Raw genomic sequence first — 16,322 nt, 5'->3', positions numbered from 1 at the left:
GACGATAATTTAAGCCGTGGAAGCTGGAGCGGCTACGCGTACACGGCTTCGGTTTGGGCAATGTCGGCCAAAATAGCCCGCACCTCGTCGGGCGTGCCGGCTTCCACCAGCTGCGTGCGCCACTGCTTGGCACCCACTAAGCCCTTGAAGTAGTGCGCGTAGTGTCGGCGCATTTCAAACACGCCCAGCTTCGGCCCTTTCCACTCAATGCTCTTCTCGAAGTGCATCACGCAGGCCGCCACGCGCTCTTCCAAGGTGGGAGGGGCCAGCTTTTCGCCGGTGGCCAGGAAGTGCTTGATTTCGCGGAAAATCCAGGGGTAGCCGATAGCGGCACGGCCAATCATGATGCCGTCCACGCCGTAGCGGTTCTTGTATTCCAGTGCCTTCTCGGGCGAATCCATGTCGCCGTTGCCGAAAATGGGAATGGTGATGCGCGGGTTGTTTTTGATGGCCGCAATCAGACGCCAGTCGGCGTCGCCTTTGTACATCTGCACGCGGGTGCGGCCGTGTACCGTCAGCGCCGAAATGCCGATGTCCTGCAGCCGTTCGGCCACTTCTTCCACGTTTTTGGTCGACTCGTCCCAGCCCAGGCGGGTTTTCACCGTTACGGGCAAGTGCGTATTACGCACCACGGCGGCAGTCATTTCCACCATCTTAGGAATGTCGCGCAGCAGGGCGGCCCCGGCGCCCCGGCAAGCCACTTGCTTCACCGGGCAGCCGTAGTTAATGTCGATAAGGTCGGGGCCGGCCAGGGTACTGATGCGGGCGCACTCGCCCATGGTTTCTACGTCGGAGCCAAAGAGCTGAATGCCAATGGGCCGCTCGTAGTCGAACACGTCGAGCTTCTTGCGGCTCTTGGCCGCATCCCGGATCAGGCCTTCCGACGACACGAACTCCGTGTACATCAAATCGGCGCCGCCTTGCTTGCACACGGCCCGGAACGGCGGGTCCGATACGTCCTCCATGGGCGCAAGCAGCAACGGGAAATCGGGCAGGGCAAGGTCGCGGATGTACACCACAGCGGCAGAACGTTAAGGAGGGGTAAGCGTATTTTGCGCAAATTTACGACTCTGCTTAACCCCGTCACCCTCATGAAAGGTTTCACCCGCGAAGATACCCTGCATCCGGCCCTGTCGTTGGTGTTGTTGTTTGTGCTGGTGCTGACCGGTGCGGTGGTGGCTTTCTTCTTGACCTTGGGAATTGGAGCTGTTAGTTACGGTGTCACGAACCAAGATGAACTTTCAAATATTGTAGCGTCTCCTGCCAAATACGTCTATGGGTGGGAGGTCCTGATGTGGATGCAAGGTCTGACGCTATTGCTAGGTTTTGGAGCATCAGCCTATATACTGCCAATCATTCGAGGACAGCAACCTTTTGATTATTTCATGCCGCGTCGCCCGGTGCCACTATGGTGGCTGCTGGCTGCCATGGTGCTGGTGGTAGTGAGCGTACCGGCTATGTCTGGCTTCATTGCTTGGAACGCCGAGATGCATCTGCCCACTTGGCTGTACGGTTTCGAGCGGTGGGCACGGTTAAAAGAAGACCAAGCCCAAGAGCTAACAACCTTTCTCACACGTTTTACCTCCTCGAATCGTTTTTTAGTAGCCGTGTTGGTGGTGGCCGTTATCCCCGCCATTGCTGAGGAGTTAACTTTTCGAGGCGTGATGCTACGCCAATTTACCCGCTGGACAGGTTCTGTACATTGGGGCGTGTGGTTATCGGCTGTCGTGTTCAGCGCCATTCACGCCCAATTCTTTGGCTTTATTCCACGGGTAGTACTGGGGGCATTGTTGGGTTATCTATTCGCTTGGAGCGGTAATCTTTTAGTACCCATTGCCGGGCACTTCACCCAGAACTTCTTTCAGCTGCTGCTCCTGTACCTGCAGCAGCGCGGCACCATTGAGTTCGACGCCGATTCTACCGAGGCCCTGCCGTGGTACACCATGCTGGTATCGGCCGTTCTATCGTTCGGGCTGCTGTACTGGCTATACCAGCGCCGTGAGGGGGCTGTTGCGCCCGCCACGACCGAAATTCACACGCTTACCAGCAAAGGCATTGCCGTTACTGCTCCGGCAGCCGGCGAGGCCCACACCCTCAGCAGCACCGGCGTGGCCAATGCCCCCGGTAGCTCCAAATCCGCGTAAAAGTCCGAAGCTCGGCTTTACCTTTCCTCCCGTCCATACCCGCTCCCGCTTGGCCTCGCCTTCCACGCCTCCTCCCGCTACCAATTCGCCCGATGTGGCCAAGCCTGCCATGTCCAACATGTGGCAGCGCATTCTGTCGGGCGTAGTGGGCGCGGCGCTGCTGCTGGGCTCCATCTGGTACAGCGAGTGGACGTTTGGGCTGCTCTTCGGGTTGATTCAGGCCCTGATGCTGCGGGAATTTTACCGCATGATGAAGGAGTTAGGCTTTAAGCCGGCGGCAATTGTAGGTATAAGCCTGAGCTTGATAATATTTGCCGCTGCTTTTGTTTACGCCTTAGTAAGCAACCTGCTGGATATAGCCCAAGCCACTGACAGGCTCTTTGTACAGGAATTATCTCACTACTTAAAGTGGGTCCGCATAGAGGTAGTTGTTATAGCCTTTTTGCTGCCTCTCATCCTGTTTTTGCGCGAAATGTATTCATGGCCCCGCGAAAAGCAGCCGTTTTCGCCCTTTCCCAACGTGGGTGTGGCCCTGATCGGCCTGTTCTACGTCACCTTGCCCATGAGTGGGCTCAACATGCTGGCTTTCGGTCCCACTGGCTACGATTACCGCCGCATCTTCGCCCTGCTCTTCCTCATCTGGGCCGCTGACACCGGCGCCTATATTGCCGGCAAAAACTTCGGCAAGCACAAGCTCGCTCCCAGCATTTCGCCTGGCAAAACCTGGGAAGGCTGGGCCGGAGGCGCTCTGCTCACCCTCGCCGTGGGCTGGGCCCTCGGCTACCTGCTGCCCGATATGCCGCTGGCGCACCGCCTCGTAGCCGCCGCCGTAGTCGCCGTGTTCGGCCCCCTCGGCGACCTGGCCGAATCCATGCTCAAGCGCAGCACGGGCGTCAAAGACTCCGGCCGCATCATGCCCGGCCACGGCGGCCTCCTCGACCGCTTCGACGCCTTCCTCTTCGTGGTGCCCGTCCTCGTCGTCCTCCAGCTGCTCTTCACCTAAGAACAGGCTGAATTTCGCCAAAAAGCCTCCCGCCAAGGCGGCGCAGGCGCCAGCCGCAGCCGCCGCAATCGTTGCTGACTTCTGGCTCCCCCTCTCCATGGGAGAGGGGGCCGGGGGGTGAGGCCCCGGTAAGGGCGGAGGTTAGCACCCTACCATCCACGACAAGCTTCCGACCCACAACTACACGCCTCCAACCGCGCCCGACGCGTCGGTAACCCCTTACGACAAGCCTCCAACCGCACCCAGAACGCTGCCAACCCCCACCGACAAGCCGCCAACCGCCGTCGAAACGCCGCCAACCATCCCCGACAGCCTCCCAACCATCCGCTACAAGCTCCCAACCCCCATCGACAGCCGGCTTCCTCGCACCGTCGGCGCCGGCAACGGCTCTTTAAAGCAGCTATAGCTCCGCTTTATGCGTATTGGGGAATCCTAGTACCTTTGGCCCGCCTTTTTCCGCCTCTCAGCGGCCGAAAAGGGCAGCCGCTGTTCTCCCATTTTCCCCACTCTCACTTCCCCCTCCCACAGACGCATGGCTGCCACTACGGTGTACAAAGAGCCGGCCCCCATTGTGGACCGCGAAAACCCCCTCGAATCGATGATGTCGCGCTTCAACATCGCGGCCGATATCCTGGGGCTTGACGACCAGACTTACAACGTGCTCAAAGCACCCGACAAGCAGGTCATCGTTAACATTCCCGTCACGATGGACAACGGCAAAGTCCGGGTGTTCGAAGGTTACCGCGTGGTGCATAACACCATCCTGGGTCCTTCCAAAGGCGGTATCCGCTACGATAAAAACGTGCACCTCGACGAGGTGAAGGCCCTGGCCGCGTGGATGACGTGGAAGTGTGCCGTGGTTGACATTCCGTACGGCGGTGCCAAAGGCGGCATCATCTGCGACCCCACCACCATGAGTGCTGGCGAAATTGAGCGCCTCACCCGCGCCTACACCCTGGCCCTGAAAGACGTTTTCGGTCCCGACCGCGACATTCCGGCCCCCGACATGGGTACCGGCCCCCGCGAAATGGCGTGGCTAATGGACGAATTCTCCAAAACCAACGGCATGACCACGCCCGCCGTGGTTACCGGCAAGCCCCTGGTTATGGGTGGTTCGTTGGGCCGCACCGAGGCCACCGGCCGCGGCGTAATGGTTTCGGCTTTGGCCGCGCTTAAGAAGCTGGGCCTGGAGCCTACCGAAGTTTCGGCTGCTATTCAGGGCTTCGGCAACGTGGGCTCATGGGCCGCGAAGTTGCTGAGCGAGCAAGGCGTGAAAATCAAGGCTATATCTGACGTAAGCGGCGCTTACTGGAACGCCGACGGCATCAACGTTGACGAGGCCATTTCCTATAAAAACGCCCACAACGGCCGCCTCGACGGCTATAAGGGCGCTACGCTGATGGACAACGCCGACGACCTGCTGCTGGCCGACGTGGACGTGCTGGTGCCCGCCGCCGTAGAAGACGTAATTACCGAGCACAACGCCCACGACATCAAAGCCAAGCTGATTGTGGAAGGCGCCAACGGCCCCACTTCGGCCTCCGCCGACCCCATCATCAACGAAAAAGGCATTCTGGTGGTACCGGATATCCTGGCCAACTCGGGCGGCGTAACTGTATCCTACTTCGAGTGGGTGCAGAACAAGCAGGGCTTCAAGTGGACCGAGGAAATGGTGACCGAGCGCGCCGACCGCATCATGAACGACGCGTTCGAGAAAGTGTACGCCACCAGCCAGAAATACAACATTCCCATGCGCATAGCGGCCTACGTGGTAGCCATTGATAAAGTGGCCCAGACCTACAAGTTCCGCGGCGCGTACTAAGCTTCCCGTAGCGCGAACTAAAACTTGGCGCTACCTTGGGCAACCGGCGCTGGCACGGCGCCCTTGCTTTCGTCTGATGACGGCCCACCCAACGCTTTGGCTGTTTGGGTGGGCCTTCTTCGGAACCCGGTCGTCTGCCGCAGGGTGGGCCGGCCGTGCACTTTGCTGATTACGACATGAAAATCCACAAAGAAGGTCGACGTATTCTGTTCTTTACCGCGCTGGCGCTGTTGGCTATAAACCTGCTGTTGCAACGCTACAACGCTGCCGCCGACGGCTTTAACAAAGTATTCGCGGTGGTATCGGTAATAGCGTTTCTGCTGCTGTTACAGTTTTTCCGCAGCCCCTTCCGCAACCTGCTCACCCACGAAGACATCGTTATTGCCCCTGCCGACGGCAAGGTGGTGGTCATTGAGGATGTGCACGAGCCAGAATACTTCGACGATGTGCGGAAGCAGATCAGCGTGTTCATGTCGCCCATCAACGTGCACATTACCCGTAACCCGGTATCGGGTGTGGTGAAATACTTTAAGTACCACCCGGGCAAGTATTTGGTGGCGTGGCACCCTAAAAGCAGCACCAAAAACGAGCGTACCACGGTAGTAGTCGAGTCGGAAGCCGGCCCCCAGGTGCTCTTCCGCCAGATTGCCGGCGCCATGGCCCGCCGCATTGTGTGGTACGTGAACGAAGGCGACGAAGTAAGCCAGGGCGAAGAGTTTGGCTTCATCAAGTTCGGCTCGCGCGTGGATATTTTCGTGCCCGTGGACACCGAAATGAAAGTACAGATCGGCGACAAGGTGAAAGGCGGTCAAACTGTTATTGCGCAGCTTAAGACTTCTTCGCCTAGCTTGTTCGGAGGTTAAAATCAATTCAAGAAAACGCAAAAAGACGGCCCCGCAGTTAAGCACTGCGGGGCCGTCTTTTTGCGTTTGGTTCGGGTAGACCATGCCTGCAGGCACAACCCAATCTTAATCGGCTAGAATGTGCGGCACAAACTCCGAGAGGTTGGTAATAACGCCTCGCTCGCGGCGGAAGCCGATGGCGCAACCTTCGCCGGCCCAGAACACGCCGGCTTGGTACTTCCGGCCTTGGGCATCGGTGGGCAAGTCGGCCCAGCGTTGGCGCACCTGGGGTTGCTGATCGTACTCGCCGGGTACGGAGCTGGTCAGGCGGCCGTTATCTACCTCGGCTACGTTCTGGCCTTCGCGCCCAAGCAAGGGCTTGCGCACAAAGTGGCCCGAGAGGTCTTCCATAGCCGCTTCCAGCAGCAATGGGTGGTGCGGAAATACCTGCCAGAGCCACGCCAGTATGCCTTTGCTCTGGAACAGCAGCGTGTAAGCTGGGTTGGCAATAATTACGTCGCGACTTTGCAGCAGCTGAACCAGGTCAGCAGTTAGTTCGGGTTCTTCATCGGCCAGAATTTCCCAGGGCACCAGCTTAAACATGAAGCCAAACCGCTGCCACTGCTCGTCTTCAATTTGGGCCCATACGCCACGCTCTTCGCCCGTCACGGAAACCTGCATGGCATCGACAGGGCAGAGGTGAACGGCCGCGAAACCGGCTTCGCGGGCGGCTTCGGCCACCACGGCGCAGTTGGTTTCGTCTTCGGCGCTGCCGGGCAGGTGCACCAGTAGCAGGCTGGGGTCGAGGTCGGGGTTAAGCTCGCGCCACTCGCGCAATTGGCCTTCCAGGCCCTCGAACAAGCCGTTAGCCTGACGTTGCTCGTCCTTGTGGCCGGCAGCTACCAGGCTGGCCCATTGTACCACGGCTGTTTCGGGTAAGCTGGTGGCGGTATCGGCGTTAAACTCGATGAGTTTCGGGCCTTCGGGGGTAGAAGCCAGGTCGAAGCGGCCGTAGAGGTGCCAGTGCCGCTCGTCGTTCCAGGAGTGACGCACGGCGCCCCACAGGTTTTGAGGAATGGCCAGCAGCTGCAGCAAATCATCCGGAATGGGGTCGGGAATGGCTTGCACGAGCATGTCGTAGAGGGTGTCAGCCGCATTCAGAAGCTCCTCGGCCTGCCGCTCGGTGAGTTGCACCGCCTCGGTAGCCAAATAGGCGGCGCAGGCGTCTTCCACGGCCCAGTCCCAGCCCAAAGCACGAATGGCCGGCGTAACATCACCGGAAAGCGGCAGCAGGCGAATCATAATAATGAAGAATGAAGAATGAAGAATGAAGAATGAAGAATGAAGAATGAAGAATGAAGAATGAAGAATTTATTTTGGTAGCCGCTTGGGAGGGGTATTGGCGCGAGTGGTGTTGAGGATGGCTCGGAGGATGCGGCATACTTCTTCGCAATCCTGGTGGATGCTGGTGTAGGCGTCGGGGCTTAGGTAATGAGTAGCGTGCAGCAGTCGGAGCCAATAACTGGTTTCGCGCGCTTCCTTGTGGGCAATACTGATTTTAGCGGCAAAGTCAGCCCTGGATATGCCACCTATGGCTTCTTCTACGTTGGCTCCAATTGACGTGCCGCTGCGCAACAATTGCTTCGATAGCACAAACTCTTGCTGCGTTTCGCGCAAATGCCGGCACAAGTTCACCACCCGGACTGCCAGCGCAAAAGACTTGTAGGCCACTACATTTTCGCTACCACTGTCCTCTGCCAGCAATTCCTCATTCTTCACTTCTCATTCTCAATTAGTATTTACCCCCCAAACCCGCCCCGAACGCCGCTGCTTCGGCTGCCGAACCCGCTGCTACGGCCCATGGTGGGAGCGGAGCTGCGGTAGGCGCCGCGCGAAAACGACGGGCTTTCCTGAATACCAGCCGTACGCGAGGTGCGAGGACCCGTGAAACCCCGCCCAAAGAACCCGCGGCCCTGGGTTTCCCGCTCGCGGGCCACGTTTTGGCGCCAGCCCGAGTTGCCCTGCATAATGCCCGAATTAGCGTAGTAACCGGGATTGGGCGTAAGGAAACGGCCCGCCATGTACCCGATGCTGCTCCACATGAGCACATCCATCATGCTGGTGCCACCCACCCGGTTTTCCGGGTTCTGACGGCTGTAATCCTGCATTTGACGTTGCAGGGCCTGTCCTTGTAGCGTATCGGTTTTGCCATCGAAGTGGTGCAGGATAGCGGCTACCTCTTCTTTGCCGGCGGGGCGTTCGGCCGTGATTTTCCAGTCGCCGGGCTTCACTTCGGTCATTTCCGTGATGACGCCCTGGCTGTACGTTTCGCCGCTCCAGTCGCCGGTCGCGGCGGCGGTGTCGGCGCGGTTGTTATCGGAGGAGCAGGCCGGCAGTACCGACAGGCCCAGGCTGGCGGCCGCGGCTACCAGCAGCAGGTTGCGGCGCCAGTCGCCGAGTTGGTAAAAGGGCTTTTTCATAGCGTGGGGAGTCTGGGAGAATACGGAAGGCGGGAGGGAATCCGAAAGGCAAGAAAGTGTACGAACTAGAACCAGCGGGCCATCATGAGGGCCAGCTCTTCGAGGTATTGTTGGTCGGTAGCGTCGAAGTCATCGAGCTGGTCGCTGTCCACGTCGAGCACCATCACCACCTCGCCGTTCTTAAGCACCGGCACCACAATTTCCGACTTGGAAGCACTGCTGCAGGCAATGTGACCGGGGAACTGCTCCACGTCGGGCACCAGTAGGGTACGGGCTTCGGCCCAACTGCCGCCGCACACGCCCTTGCCGCGCCGGATACGCGTGCAGGCCACGGGGCCTTGAAACGGGCCGAGTACCAGCTCGTCGTTTTTCACCAGGTAAGCGCCTACCCAAAAGAAGCCGAAGGTTTCCTTCAGAGCAGCCATGGTGTTGGCCAGGTTGGCTACCAAGTCGGTTTCGCCGGTAGTCAGCGCTTCAATCTGGGGGAGAATGGTGCGGTATTGGTCGGCTTTGGAAAGCGTACGGTCGATGAGAAGGTCTTCAGCCATTGAGAAGGCAGGTTTTAAATAAGTAAGCAGCAACTAAACAAAAGTAGGACGGGAAGGTGCAAACCCACGGCCCTGCTTTTGCTGGCCGCTAGTGAAACACAAACAACTCGTCGGGCCCAATGGTGCGTTGCTCGCGCAGGCCGGTTAAGCTAAGCGGCGGAGCCACCACACCGCCGGCCCCGATGCGCACGGTAGAGCTGCGCAGCACCCGGATTTCGTCCCACAGTCCCGCTTTCAGCAGCATGTTGTGCAACGACGGCCCGCCTTCCACCAGTACCGATTGCACCTGGCGGGCGTTCAAATCGTCGAGAATTACGGGCAAGAAGTCAGCATTAGCTGGCACCGTAACGTAGGTGCGGTTATCGGCGTCTTCGGCCTGGCTTTGGGTGTAGATTACGGTGGGTTGGCTGCCGTCGAGTAAATGGTGGGTGGCGGGCAGCGCCAAGGTGCGGTCGATAACCAGGCGCAACGGGTTGGGGCCGGGCCACTCCCGCACGTTCAGCTGGGGGTTGTCGTTCAGGGCAGTGCGGGTGCCCACCATAATGGCTTGTTCCTCGGTGCGCCAGCGGTGCACCAGCATTTTGGCGGCCGGGCCGCTGATGGCTACCGGTTGGCCTTCCGGCCCGGCCACAAAACCGTCGGCCGATTCAGCCCATTTCAGGATAAAATACGGCCGCTGCCGCTCCTGCACGGTGAAAAACCGGCGGTTCAGCCAGCGGCCATCTTTTTCCAGCAAGCCCGTTTGTACCCGGCAGCCGGCTTGGAGCAACTTTTCCAGGCCGCGACCAGCCACTAATGGGTTGGGGTCGAGGTTACACACCACCACATCGCGCACGCCTTTTTCAACGAGCAGATCGGCGCAGGGCGGGGTTTTACCGTGGTGCGAGCAGGGCTCCAGGGTAACATACACGCGGCATTGGCTCAAGTCTACTTCGGCGGGCACCGAAGCCAGGGCGTTAACCTCGGCGTGCGGACCGCCAAACTTCTGGTGCCAGCCTTCCCCCACAAGCTGGCCGTTGGCATCGGCCACTACGCAGCCTACCATGGGATTTGGGCGGGCGTAACCAGCCCCCAGCAGCGCCAGGTCCAGAGCGCGGCGCATCATCAGGGTATCGTGGGCAGAGAAAGTGGCAGTGTCGGACATGCACCAAATATAGAAGAGGAATGAAACGACCGGTGCGGGGCCGTAAGCCAAGCCGTTCGAGCAACATTCTAGCAGACCAACAAACAGCAATTACCCAAAGTCGGCTTGGGCCTACCGGCTACCTTTGCCGGGCCATGACTGTTCGCCAGCTTACCGATTACCTCAGCCAGCAGCTCCAAACGCTGTACCAAGCCCCGGAAGCGGCCAGCATGGCCGCGTTGGTAACCGAGCATTTGTTGCAGTTCGATTCGTTGCAGCGCCGCATGCGGGCCACCGAGTCTGTTTCGGCTGAAATTCAGGCCCAGGCCGAAGCGTTGCTGCCGCGCCTGCTCCGCCACGAGCCCGTGCAGTACGTGCTCGGCTCGGCTCATTTCTACGGAATGGAGCTACTGGTAACGCCCGCCACCCTCATTCCCCGCCCCGAAACCGAGGAATTGGTGGCGCTAATCGAGCAGGAGCAAGCCGGGCGCCGTGGTTTGCGGGCGCTGGACGTGGGCACCGGCAGCGGCTGCATTCCCATTGCGCTAAGCCGACTGCTGCCCGACAGCCAGGTGTGGGGCCTCGATGTTTCGGCCGAAGCGCTGGCCGTAGCCCAGCAAAACGGCCAGCGTTACGCTCTGGAGGTACAATGGCTACAGGCCGATATTCTGCAGCAGGACCCGCCGGGCATCGGGCCGAACAGCCTCGATATACTGGTGAGCAATCCACCCTATGTGCGGCAGTCGGAGCAAGCCCTGATGCGGCCCAACGTGCTGGCGTTTGAGCCGCACACGGCCCTGTTCGTGCCCGACGAAGACCCGCTGGTTTTTTACCGCCGCTTGGCCGCCCTAGGCCGGCAACTGCTAATGCCCGGCGGGGCTATTTACTTCGAAATCAACGAGGCATTACCCACCGAAACCGTAGCGCTGTTAAACCAGCACGGCTACCGCAATGCGCAGGCCCTGCCCGACTTAACCGGGCGCCCCCGAATGGTGCGGGCTACCAATCCGGCCTGAGGCGTGGTATTTTGGCCGGAACGGGTATGCGTGAAAAGGCCTACCTTTGCCCGCCGAAAACTCCCACTTAGCTCCCTTCAATGCCCGACGCCTCCGAGTACTACGCCCATCCCACAGCCATCCTCGACGAGGGCTGCCGCGTTGGAGCGGGTACGCGCATCTGGCATTTTTGCCACGTGAGTGCCGGGGCCGAGCTGGGCGAAGGCTGTAGCTTGGGCCAGAACGTATTTGTGGCCGACGGGGTACGCCTGGGTAACAATGTAAAAGTGCAGAACAACGTGAGCCTGTACACCGGCGTAGAATGCGCCGATGATGTCTTTCTGGGTCCTTCCGTGGTGTTTACCAACGTGCGCAACCCGCGTTCCGCCGTGCCGCGCCGCCACGAGTACCAGGCCACGCAGCTGGCCCGCGGCGTTACCATAGGTGCTAATACCACCATCGTGTGCGGCGTGAAGCTGGGCGAGTACGCCTTTGTGGGCGCTGGCTCGGTAGTTACCCGCGACGTGCCGGCGTACGCACTGGTGTACGGCAACCCGGCCAAGCGCCGTGGGTGGATGAGCCGCCTGGGCCACCGTTTGCAGTTTGATGAAAAGGGCTACGCTGCTTGCCCCGAAAGCAGCGAGGTGTACTGCCTTTCGTCGCAGAGCCAACTGATTTGTATTACTCCCGCCCCTAACGCGTAACGACCTTCCCGTGTACGAGCAATTGTTAAAGAAAGAAGCCAAGCTGGCCGTTATCGGCCTCGGCTACGTGGGCCTTCCCATTGCCCTCGAATTTGCCCGCCATACCAGCGTTATCGGTTTCGACATCAACGCCCAGCGTGTGGCCATGATGCAAAACCGCCAGGACCCCAGCGGTGAGCTGGAAGCCGAAGCCTTCGACGGCTGCGACATCACCTTCACCGACTCGCTGGAAGTACTGCGCGAGGCCCGGTTCTTTATCGTGGCCGTGCCCACGCCCATCGACGAGCACGCCATGCCCGACCTGAAGCCGCTCATTGGCGCTTCTACCACGGTAGGTAAAGTGCTGAAAGCCGGCGACTATGTGGTGTACGAATCGACTGTATACCCAGGCTGCACCGAAGAAGACTGCATTCCCATTCTGGAGCGCGAGTCGGGCCTGAAATTCCCCGGCGACTTCAAAGTTGGTTACTCGCCTGAGCGCATCAACCCCGGCGACAAGGAGCACACCCTGTCTTCCATCGTGAAAGTGGTGGCCGGCTGCGACGACGAGTCGCTCGACATCATTGCCAAAACTTATGAGCTGGTGGTGAAGGCCGGCGTGCACCGTGCGTCGTCGATTAAGGTGGCTGAGGCCGCCAAAATCATCGAAAACACCCAGCGCGACGTGAACATTGCCCTGATGAACGAGCTGTCGATGATTTTCGACCGCATGAGCATCAACACGTTCGAAGTGCTGGAAGCGGCTGGTACCAAGTGGAATTTCCTGAAGTTTTCCCCGGGCTTGGTGGGCGGCCACTGCATCGGCGTGGATCCTTACTACCTGACCTACAAGGCCAAGGAGTTGGGTTACGACGCGAAGGTTATCCTTTCGGGCCGCACCACCAACGACGGCATGGGCGCTTACATCGCACGCAAGGCCGTGCAAATGATGATTAAGCAGGGCAAGGACGTGGCCAAGTCGCACGTGCTGGTAATGGGCGCTACGTTCAAGGAAAACGTGGAGGACATCCGCAACTCCAAGGTGGCCGACGTGATTACCGAGCTGAAGAACTTCTCGGTGAACGTGGACATCGTGGACCCGCACGCCGATTCCGATGAGCTGCACCACGAGTACGGCTTCCGCCTGATTCCCGAAGACCAAATCCGCAACGATTACGACGCCGTGATTGTGGCCGTGAGCCACAAGCCGTACGTGGAAATGGACGAGGAATACTTCAAATCTATTACAGCTCCAAACGCGGTAATCGTGGACGTGAAAGGCATGTTCCGCAACAAGATGAACGAGCTGCACTATTGGAGCCTGTAATCGAATTGCTGCTCAAGGCTTGGTTGGTGCAAAGCCCTCAGGGAGCTTCGCACTGACCGAGTACCTGCATTCCAAGTCCTAAAATCCAGCTATGAAAAAGATTCTCGTTACAGGCGGCACGGGCTACATCGGTTCGCATACCGTGGTGGCGTTGCGCGAAGCCGGCTTTGAGCCCATCATCGTTGACAACTACGCCAACTCCAGCGGCAAGGTGCTGGACGGACTGCGCGCCATCTTGAGCTCCGACGTTCGGAATTACGAAGTGGATTGCACCGATAGAGCGGCCTTCCGGCGCGTGTTCGAAGCCGAATCCGACTTGGCCGGCGTCATTCACTTTGCCGCTTTTAAAGCAGTGGGCGAATCGGTGCAGAAGCCGTTGGCTTACTTCCAGAACAACTTGGGTTCGTTACTGGTGTTGCTGGAACTGATGCGCGAGTTCAAGGTGAACAACCTGGTTTTCTCGTCGTCGTGCACCGTGTACGGCATTCCCGATCAATTGCCGGTAACAGAGGAAACGCCCACCAAGCCCGCTTCTTCGCCCTACGGCCGCACCAAGCAAATGTGCGAAGACATCCTGCGTGACCTGTCGCAGGCCGATGATAACGAGGTGAAAAGCATTCTGCTGCGCTACTTTAACCCCATTGGCGCGCATCCGTCGGCTAAAATCGGCGAGTTGCCGCTGGGCGTGCCGCAAAACCTGATTCCCTTTGTTACGCAAACCGCAGCCGGCATTCGGGAGAAGCTAACCATCAACGGCGACACCTACGATACGCCCGACGGCACCAACATCCGCGACTACATTCACGTGGTGGATTTGGCCAAGGCCCACGTGGTAGCCGTGCAGCGCCTGCTAGATGGAAAAGGCGACGCGGTGGAAACTTTTAACGTGGGCACGGGCCGAGGCAACTCGGTGCTGGAAGTAGTACAGGCCTTTGAGCGTGCTACCGGCCAGAAGCTGAACTACGTGATAGGTCCGCCCCGCACCGGCGACGTGCCGGCCATTTACGCCGACGTAACCAAGGCCACACAGGAGCTGGGTTTCAAAACCGAATCTACTCTGGACGAAGCACTGGCCAGCGCCTGGAAGTGGCAGCAAACGCTGCCTGCCAACGCCTAGTTGCCCGCTTCTTTGCATCTGAACTTACTGAACAAAAAGCCTATAGCCACCGGCTAACAGCTAACAGCTCAAACAAATGAAAATCGTCATCACCGGCGGGGCCGGCTTCATTGGGTCGCACGTAGTACGCCTGTTCGTTACGAAGTACCCCGAGTACCAGATTCTGAACCTCGACGCGCTGACCTACGCCGGCAACCTCGAGAACCTGCGCGACATCGAAAACGCGCCGAACTACCGCTTCGTGAAGGGCGACCTGACCGACCAGGCGTTTGTGGATCAGCTGTTTGCCACGGAGGAGCCCGATGCCGTGATTCACCTCGCGGCCGAGTCGCACGTGGACCGCTCCATCACCGACCCGCTGGCTTTCGTTAAAACCAACGTGCTGGGCACCGTGCACCTGCTGAACGCGGCCCGTAACCTGTGGCAGCCGCTGGGCTACGAGGGCAAAGTGTTTTACCACGTGAGCACCGATGAAGTGTACGGCTCGCTGGAAATGGGCACCGACATGTTCACCGAAAGCACTTCTTACGACCCCCGTTCGCCGTATTCGGCTTCCAAGGCGTCGTCGGACCACTTTGTGCGTGCATGGTTCCATACCTACCACATGCCGGTGAAGCTGAGCAACTGCTCGAATAACTACGGCCCCAACCACTTCCCCGAAAAGCTCATTCCGCTGGCCTTGCACCGCATCCAGAACGGCGAGCCGATTCCGGTGTACGGCCGCGGCGAGAACGTACGCGACTGGCTGTTTGTAAAAGACCACGCCACGGCCATCGACGCGGTGTTCCACAAGGGCAAAGTGGGTGAAACCTACAACATTGGCGGCGTGAACGAGTGGAAAAACCTCGACCTCATTCACCTGCTCTGCGACGTGATGGACGAGAAAATGGGCAAACCCCAAGGCTCCTCACGCCAGCTCATCAAGTTCGTAACCGACCGCGCTGGCCACGACCTGCGCTACGCCATCGACTCCTCGAAAATCATGAACGAGCTGGGCTGGAAGCCTTCGGTTACCTTCGAGCAAGGCCTGCGCCAGACCGTGGATTGGTACTTCGAAAACGCCGAGTGGCTGGAGCGCGTGACCAGCGGCGCCTACCAGGATTACTACCGCCAGCAGTACGCCGCCCGCTAACTCCTTTGTAACGAACACCGAACAACGCTTGCGGCCCCTACGGCCGAAGGCAGCGTTGTTCGGTGTTCTTGTTCATCGAACCCCGATTTTCATGTACGAACAGCCCTTTCACGAGCAACCGCTCGATAACCTGACTTTCCTCGTGACCGGCGGTGCCGGCTTCATAGGGTCCAATATTGTGGAGTACCTGCTGAAGTACGGGGTAAAGAAGGTTCGCACCTTCGATAATTACTCCAACGGCTTCCGCAAAAACTTGCGCCTGTTCGAAGGCAACCCAGCCCTGGAAATTATGGATGGCGACATCCGCGACCCGGAAGCTTGCCGCAAGGCCTGCGAAGGCGTGGACGTAGTGCTGCACCAAGCCGCGCTGGGGTCCGTACCGCGTTCCATCAATGACCCCATCACGAGCAACGACGTGAACGTGGGCGGCTTCGTGAACATGCTGGTGGCCGCGAAAGACGCCGGCGTGAAGCGTTTCGTGTACGCCGCGTCGTCGTCGACCTACGGCGATTCGCCGCACCTGCCGAAAATCGAGGACCGTATTGGCAAACCCCTCTCTCCTTACGCCGTGACCAAGTATGCCAACGAGTTGTACGCCGACGTGTTCGGTAAGACTTACGGCATGGAAATCATTGGGCTGCGCTACTTCAACATCTTCGGCCCGCGCCAAGATCCGAACGGAGCTTACGCCGCCGTTATTCCGCTCTTTATCGACGCGGTGCTGCAGGGCAAGCCCCCGCGCATTAACGGCGACGGTGGCCAAACCCGCGACTTTACCTTTGTGGAAAACTGCGTGCAGGCCAACATTCGGGCCGGTTTGGTGCAGAACCCCGAGGCTGTGAACCAGGTGTATAACATAGCCGTGGCCGACCGTACGTCGCTCAACGACCTGTTCAATATCCTCAAGGAAGAAGCCGGCGTGGACATTACGCCCGAGTACGGCCCTAACCGCGCCGGCGACATTCGTGACTCCCTGGCCGATATTAGCAAGGCTAAAAACCTGCTGGGTTACGATCCGCAGGTGCGCATTCGCGAAGGCCTACAGAAAACCCTGGCGTGGTTCCGCGAAAACCAGGAATTCATCCGGCAGTCGAATTAATTAAGTA

Annotated in this window: 16 protein-coding genes; 10 read left to right on the top strand and 6 right to left on the bottom strand. The window is 59.1% G+C overall.

Annotated features, from left to right (window positions below):
- Window positions 1-32: 32 nt before the first annotated feature.
- Window positions 33-1,019, bottom strand: a complete 987-nt coding sequence (gene dusB / locus ABD903_RS08340) for a tRNA dihydrouridine synthase DusB (protein WP_345223042.1) — start codon at window positions 1,017-1,019, stop codon at window positions 33-35.
- A gap of 72 nt (window positions 1,020-1,091) precedes the next feature.
- Between dusB and ABD903_RS08335 the strand changes: the two genes are divergently transcribed.
- From ABD903_RS08335 to ABD903_RS08320, 4 genes are all read left to right on the top strand, one after another.
- Window positions 1,092-2,144 (top strand): CPBP family intramembrane glutamic endopeptidase, encoded by a 1,053-nt coding sequence (locus ABD903_RS08335; RefSeq protein WP_345223040.1) that lies wholly within the window; start codon window positions 1,092-1,094, stop codon window positions 2,142-2,144.
- Between the two features lie 49 nt (window positions 2,145-2,193).
- Window positions 2,194-3,147: a phosphatidate cytidylyltransferase gene (locus ABD903_RS08330; protein WP_345223038.1), complete on the top strand. Its 954-nt coding sequence runs from the start codon at window positions 2,194-2,196 to the stop codon at window positions 3,145-3,147.
- Window positions 3,148-3,679: 532 nt separating this feature from the next.
- Window positions 3,680-4,969 (top strand): Glu/Leu/Phe/Val family dehydrogenase, encoded by a 1,290-nt coding sequence (locus ABD903_RS08325; protein ID WP_345223037.1) that lies wholly within the window; start codon window positions 3,680-3,682, stop codon window positions 4,967-4,969.
- 176 nt (window positions 4,970-5,145) lie between these two features.
- Window positions 5,146-5,832, top strand: a complete 687-nt coding sequence (locus ABD903_RS08320; protein ID WP_345223035.1) for a phosphatidylserine decarboxylase family protein — start codon at window positions 5,146-5,148, stop codon at window positions 5,830-5,832.
- A gap of 105 nt (window positions 5,833-5,937) precedes the next feature.
- On the opposite strand, the gene ABD903_RS08315 is transcribed toward ABD903_RS08320, so the two are convergent.
- The 5 genes from ABD903_RS08315 to ribD form a co-directional block, all read right to left on the bottom strand.
- Entirely contained in the window at window positions 5,938-7,113 is a 1,176-nt protein-coding gene (locus ABD903_RS08315) for a glutathionylspermidine synthase family protein (RefSeq protein WP_345223034.1), read from the bottom strand.
- A gap of 69 nt (window positions 7,114-7,182) precedes the next feature.
- The gene (locus ABD903_RS08310) at window positions 7,183-7,542 is read right to left on the bottom strand and encodes a four helix bundle protein (RefSeq protein WP_345223032.1); all 360 of its coding nucleotides are present in this window, start codon (window positions 7,540-7,542) and stop codon (window positions 7,183-7,185) included.
- Window positions 7,543-7,610: 68 nt separating this feature from the next.
- Complete coding sequence (locus tag ABD903_RS08305) at window positions 7,611-8,291, bottom strand: Cj0371 family chemotaxis-regulating polar lipoprotein (RefSeq protein ID WP_345223030.1); 681 nt, start codon at window positions 8,289-8,291, stop codon at window positions 7,611-7,613.
- Between the two features lie 65 nt (window positions 8,292-8,356).
- A complete protein-coding gene (locus tag ABD903_RS08300; protein ID WP_345223028.1) occupies window positions 8,357-8,839 on the bottom strand; it encodes a GAF domain-containing protein in 483 nt (160 codons plus the stop codon).
- 88 nt (window positions 8,840-8,927) lie between these two features.
- The gene (ribD, locus tag ABD903_RS08295) at window positions 8,928-9,983 is read right to left on the bottom strand and encodes a bifunctional diaminohydroxyphosphoribosylaminopyrimidine deaminase/5-amino-6-(5-phosphoribosylamino)uracil reductase RibD (RefSeq protein ID WP_345223026.1); all 1,056 of its coding nucleotides are present in this window, start codon (window positions 9,981-9,983) and stop codon (window positions 8,928-8,930) included.
- A gap of 134 nt (window positions 9,984-10,117) precedes the next feature.
- Here ribD and prmC point away from each other — a divergent pair, with 134 nt between their 5' ends.
- From prmC to ABD903_RS08265, 6 genes are all read left to right on the top strand, one after another.
- Window positions 10,118-10,978 carry a peptide chain release factor N(5)-glutamine methyltransferase gene (gene prmC, locus ABD903_RS08290; RefSeq protein WP_345223025.1) on the top strand — a complete coding sequence of 287 codons (861 nt, stop codon included), beginning with the start codon at window positions 10,118-10,120 and terminating at the stop codon, window positions 10,976-10,978.
- A gap of 80 nt (window positions 10,979-11,058) precedes the next feature.
- The gene (locus ABD903_RS08285; protein ID WP_345223024.1) at window positions 11,059-11,661 is read left to right on the top strand and encodes an acyltransferase; all 603 of its coding nucleotides are present in this window, start codon (window positions 11,059-11,061) and stop codon (window positions 11,659-11,661) included.
- Between the two features lie 10 nt (window positions 11,662-11,671).
- Window positions 11,672-12,967, top strand: a complete 1,296-nt coding sequence (locus ABD903_RS08280) for a nucleotide sugar dehydrogenase (RefSeq protein ID WP_345223023.1) — start codon at window positions 11,672-11,674, stop codon at window positions 12,965-12,967.
- 91 nt (window positions 12,968-13,058) lie between these two features.
- Complete coding sequence (gene galE, locus ABD903_RS08275; protein WP_345223022.1) at window positions 13,059-14,084, top strand: UDP-glucose 4-epimerase GalE; 1,026 nt, start codon at window positions 13,059-13,061, stop codon at window positions 14,082-14,084.
- A gap of 76 nt (window positions 14,085-14,160) precedes the next feature.
- Window positions 14,161-15,216 (top strand): dTDP-glucose 4,6-dehydratase, encoded by a 1,056-nt coding sequence (rfbB, locus tag ABD903_RS08270; RefSeq protein ID WP_345223020.1) that lies wholly within the window; start codon window positions 14,161-14,163, stop codon window positions 15,214-15,216.
- 91 nt (window positions 15,217-15,307) lie between these two features.
- Window positions 15,308-16,315: an SDR family oxidoreductase gene (locus tag ABD903_RS08265; RefSeq protein WP_345223018.1), complete on the top strand. Its 1,008-nt coding sequence runs from the start codon at window positions 15,308-15,310 to the stop codon at window positions 16,313-16,315.
- The last annotated feature ends 7 nt before the right edge of the window (window positions 16,316-16,322 follow it).

It is taken from the genome of Hymenobacter koreensis (genome assembly GCF_039541855.1).
Classification (GTDB): domain Bacteria; phylum Bacteroidota; class Bacteroidia; order Cytophagales; family Hymenobacteraceae; genus Solirubrum; species Solirubrum koreensis.
The sequence above is the reverse complement of the archived record's forward strand: the minus strand, read 5'-3'. Positions and strand labels throughout refer to the sequence as shown.

What these genes read in the sequence shown, in the direction of transcription:
- ABD903_RS08335 (WP_345223040.1), top strand. Translation starts at nt 1,092, where the DNA reads ATGAAAGGTTTCACCCGCGAAGATACCCTGCATCCGGCCCTGTCGTTG.
- ABD903_RS08325 (WP_345223037.1), top strand. Translation starts at nt 3,680, where the DNA reads ATGGCTGCCACTACGGTGTACAAAGAGCCGGCCCCCATTGTGGACCGC.
- ABD903_RS08320 (WP_345223035.1), top strand. Translation starts at nt 5,146, where the DNA reads ATGAAAATCCACAAAGAAGGTCGACGTATTCTGTTCTTTACCGCGCTG.
- ABD903_RS08315 (WP_345223034.1), bottom strand. Translation starts at nt 7,113, where the DNA reads ATGATTCGCCTGCTGCCGCTTTCCGGTGATGTTACGCCGGCCATTCGT.
- ABD903_RS08305 (WP_345223030.1), bottom strand. Translation starts at nt 8,291, where the DNA reads ATGAAAAAGCCCTTTTACCAACTCGGCGACTGGCGCCGCAACCTGCTG.
- ABD903_RS08300 (WP_345223028.1), bottom strand. Translation starts at nt 8,839, where the DNA reads ATGGCTGAAGACCTTCTCATCGACCGTACGCTTTCCAAAGCCGACCAA.
- ribD (WP_345223026.1), bottom strand. Translation starts at nt 9,983, where the DNA reads ATGTCCGACACTGCCACTTTCTCTGCCCACGATACCCTGATGATGCGC.
- prmC (WP_345223025.1), top strand. Translation starts at nt 10,118, where the DNA reads ATGACTGTTCGCCAGCTTACCGATTACCTCAGCCAGCAGCTCCAAACG.
- ABD903_RS08285 (WP_345223024.1), top strand. Translation starts at nt 11,059, where the DNA reads ATGCCCGACGCCTCCGAGTACTACGCCCATCCCACAGCCATCCTCGAC.
- galE (WP_345223022.1), top strand. Translation starts at nt 13,059, where the DNA reads ATGAAAAAGATTCTCGTTACAGGCGGCACGGGCTACATCGGTTCGCAT.
- rfbB (WP_345223020.1), top strand. Translation starts at nt 14,161, where the DNA reads ATGAAAATCGTCATCACCGGCGGGGCCGGCTTCATTGGGTCGCACGTA.
- ABD903_RS08265 (WP_345223018.1), top strand. Translation starts at nt 15,308, where the DNA reads ATGTACGAACAGCCCTTTCACGAGCAACCGCTCGATAACCTGACTTTC.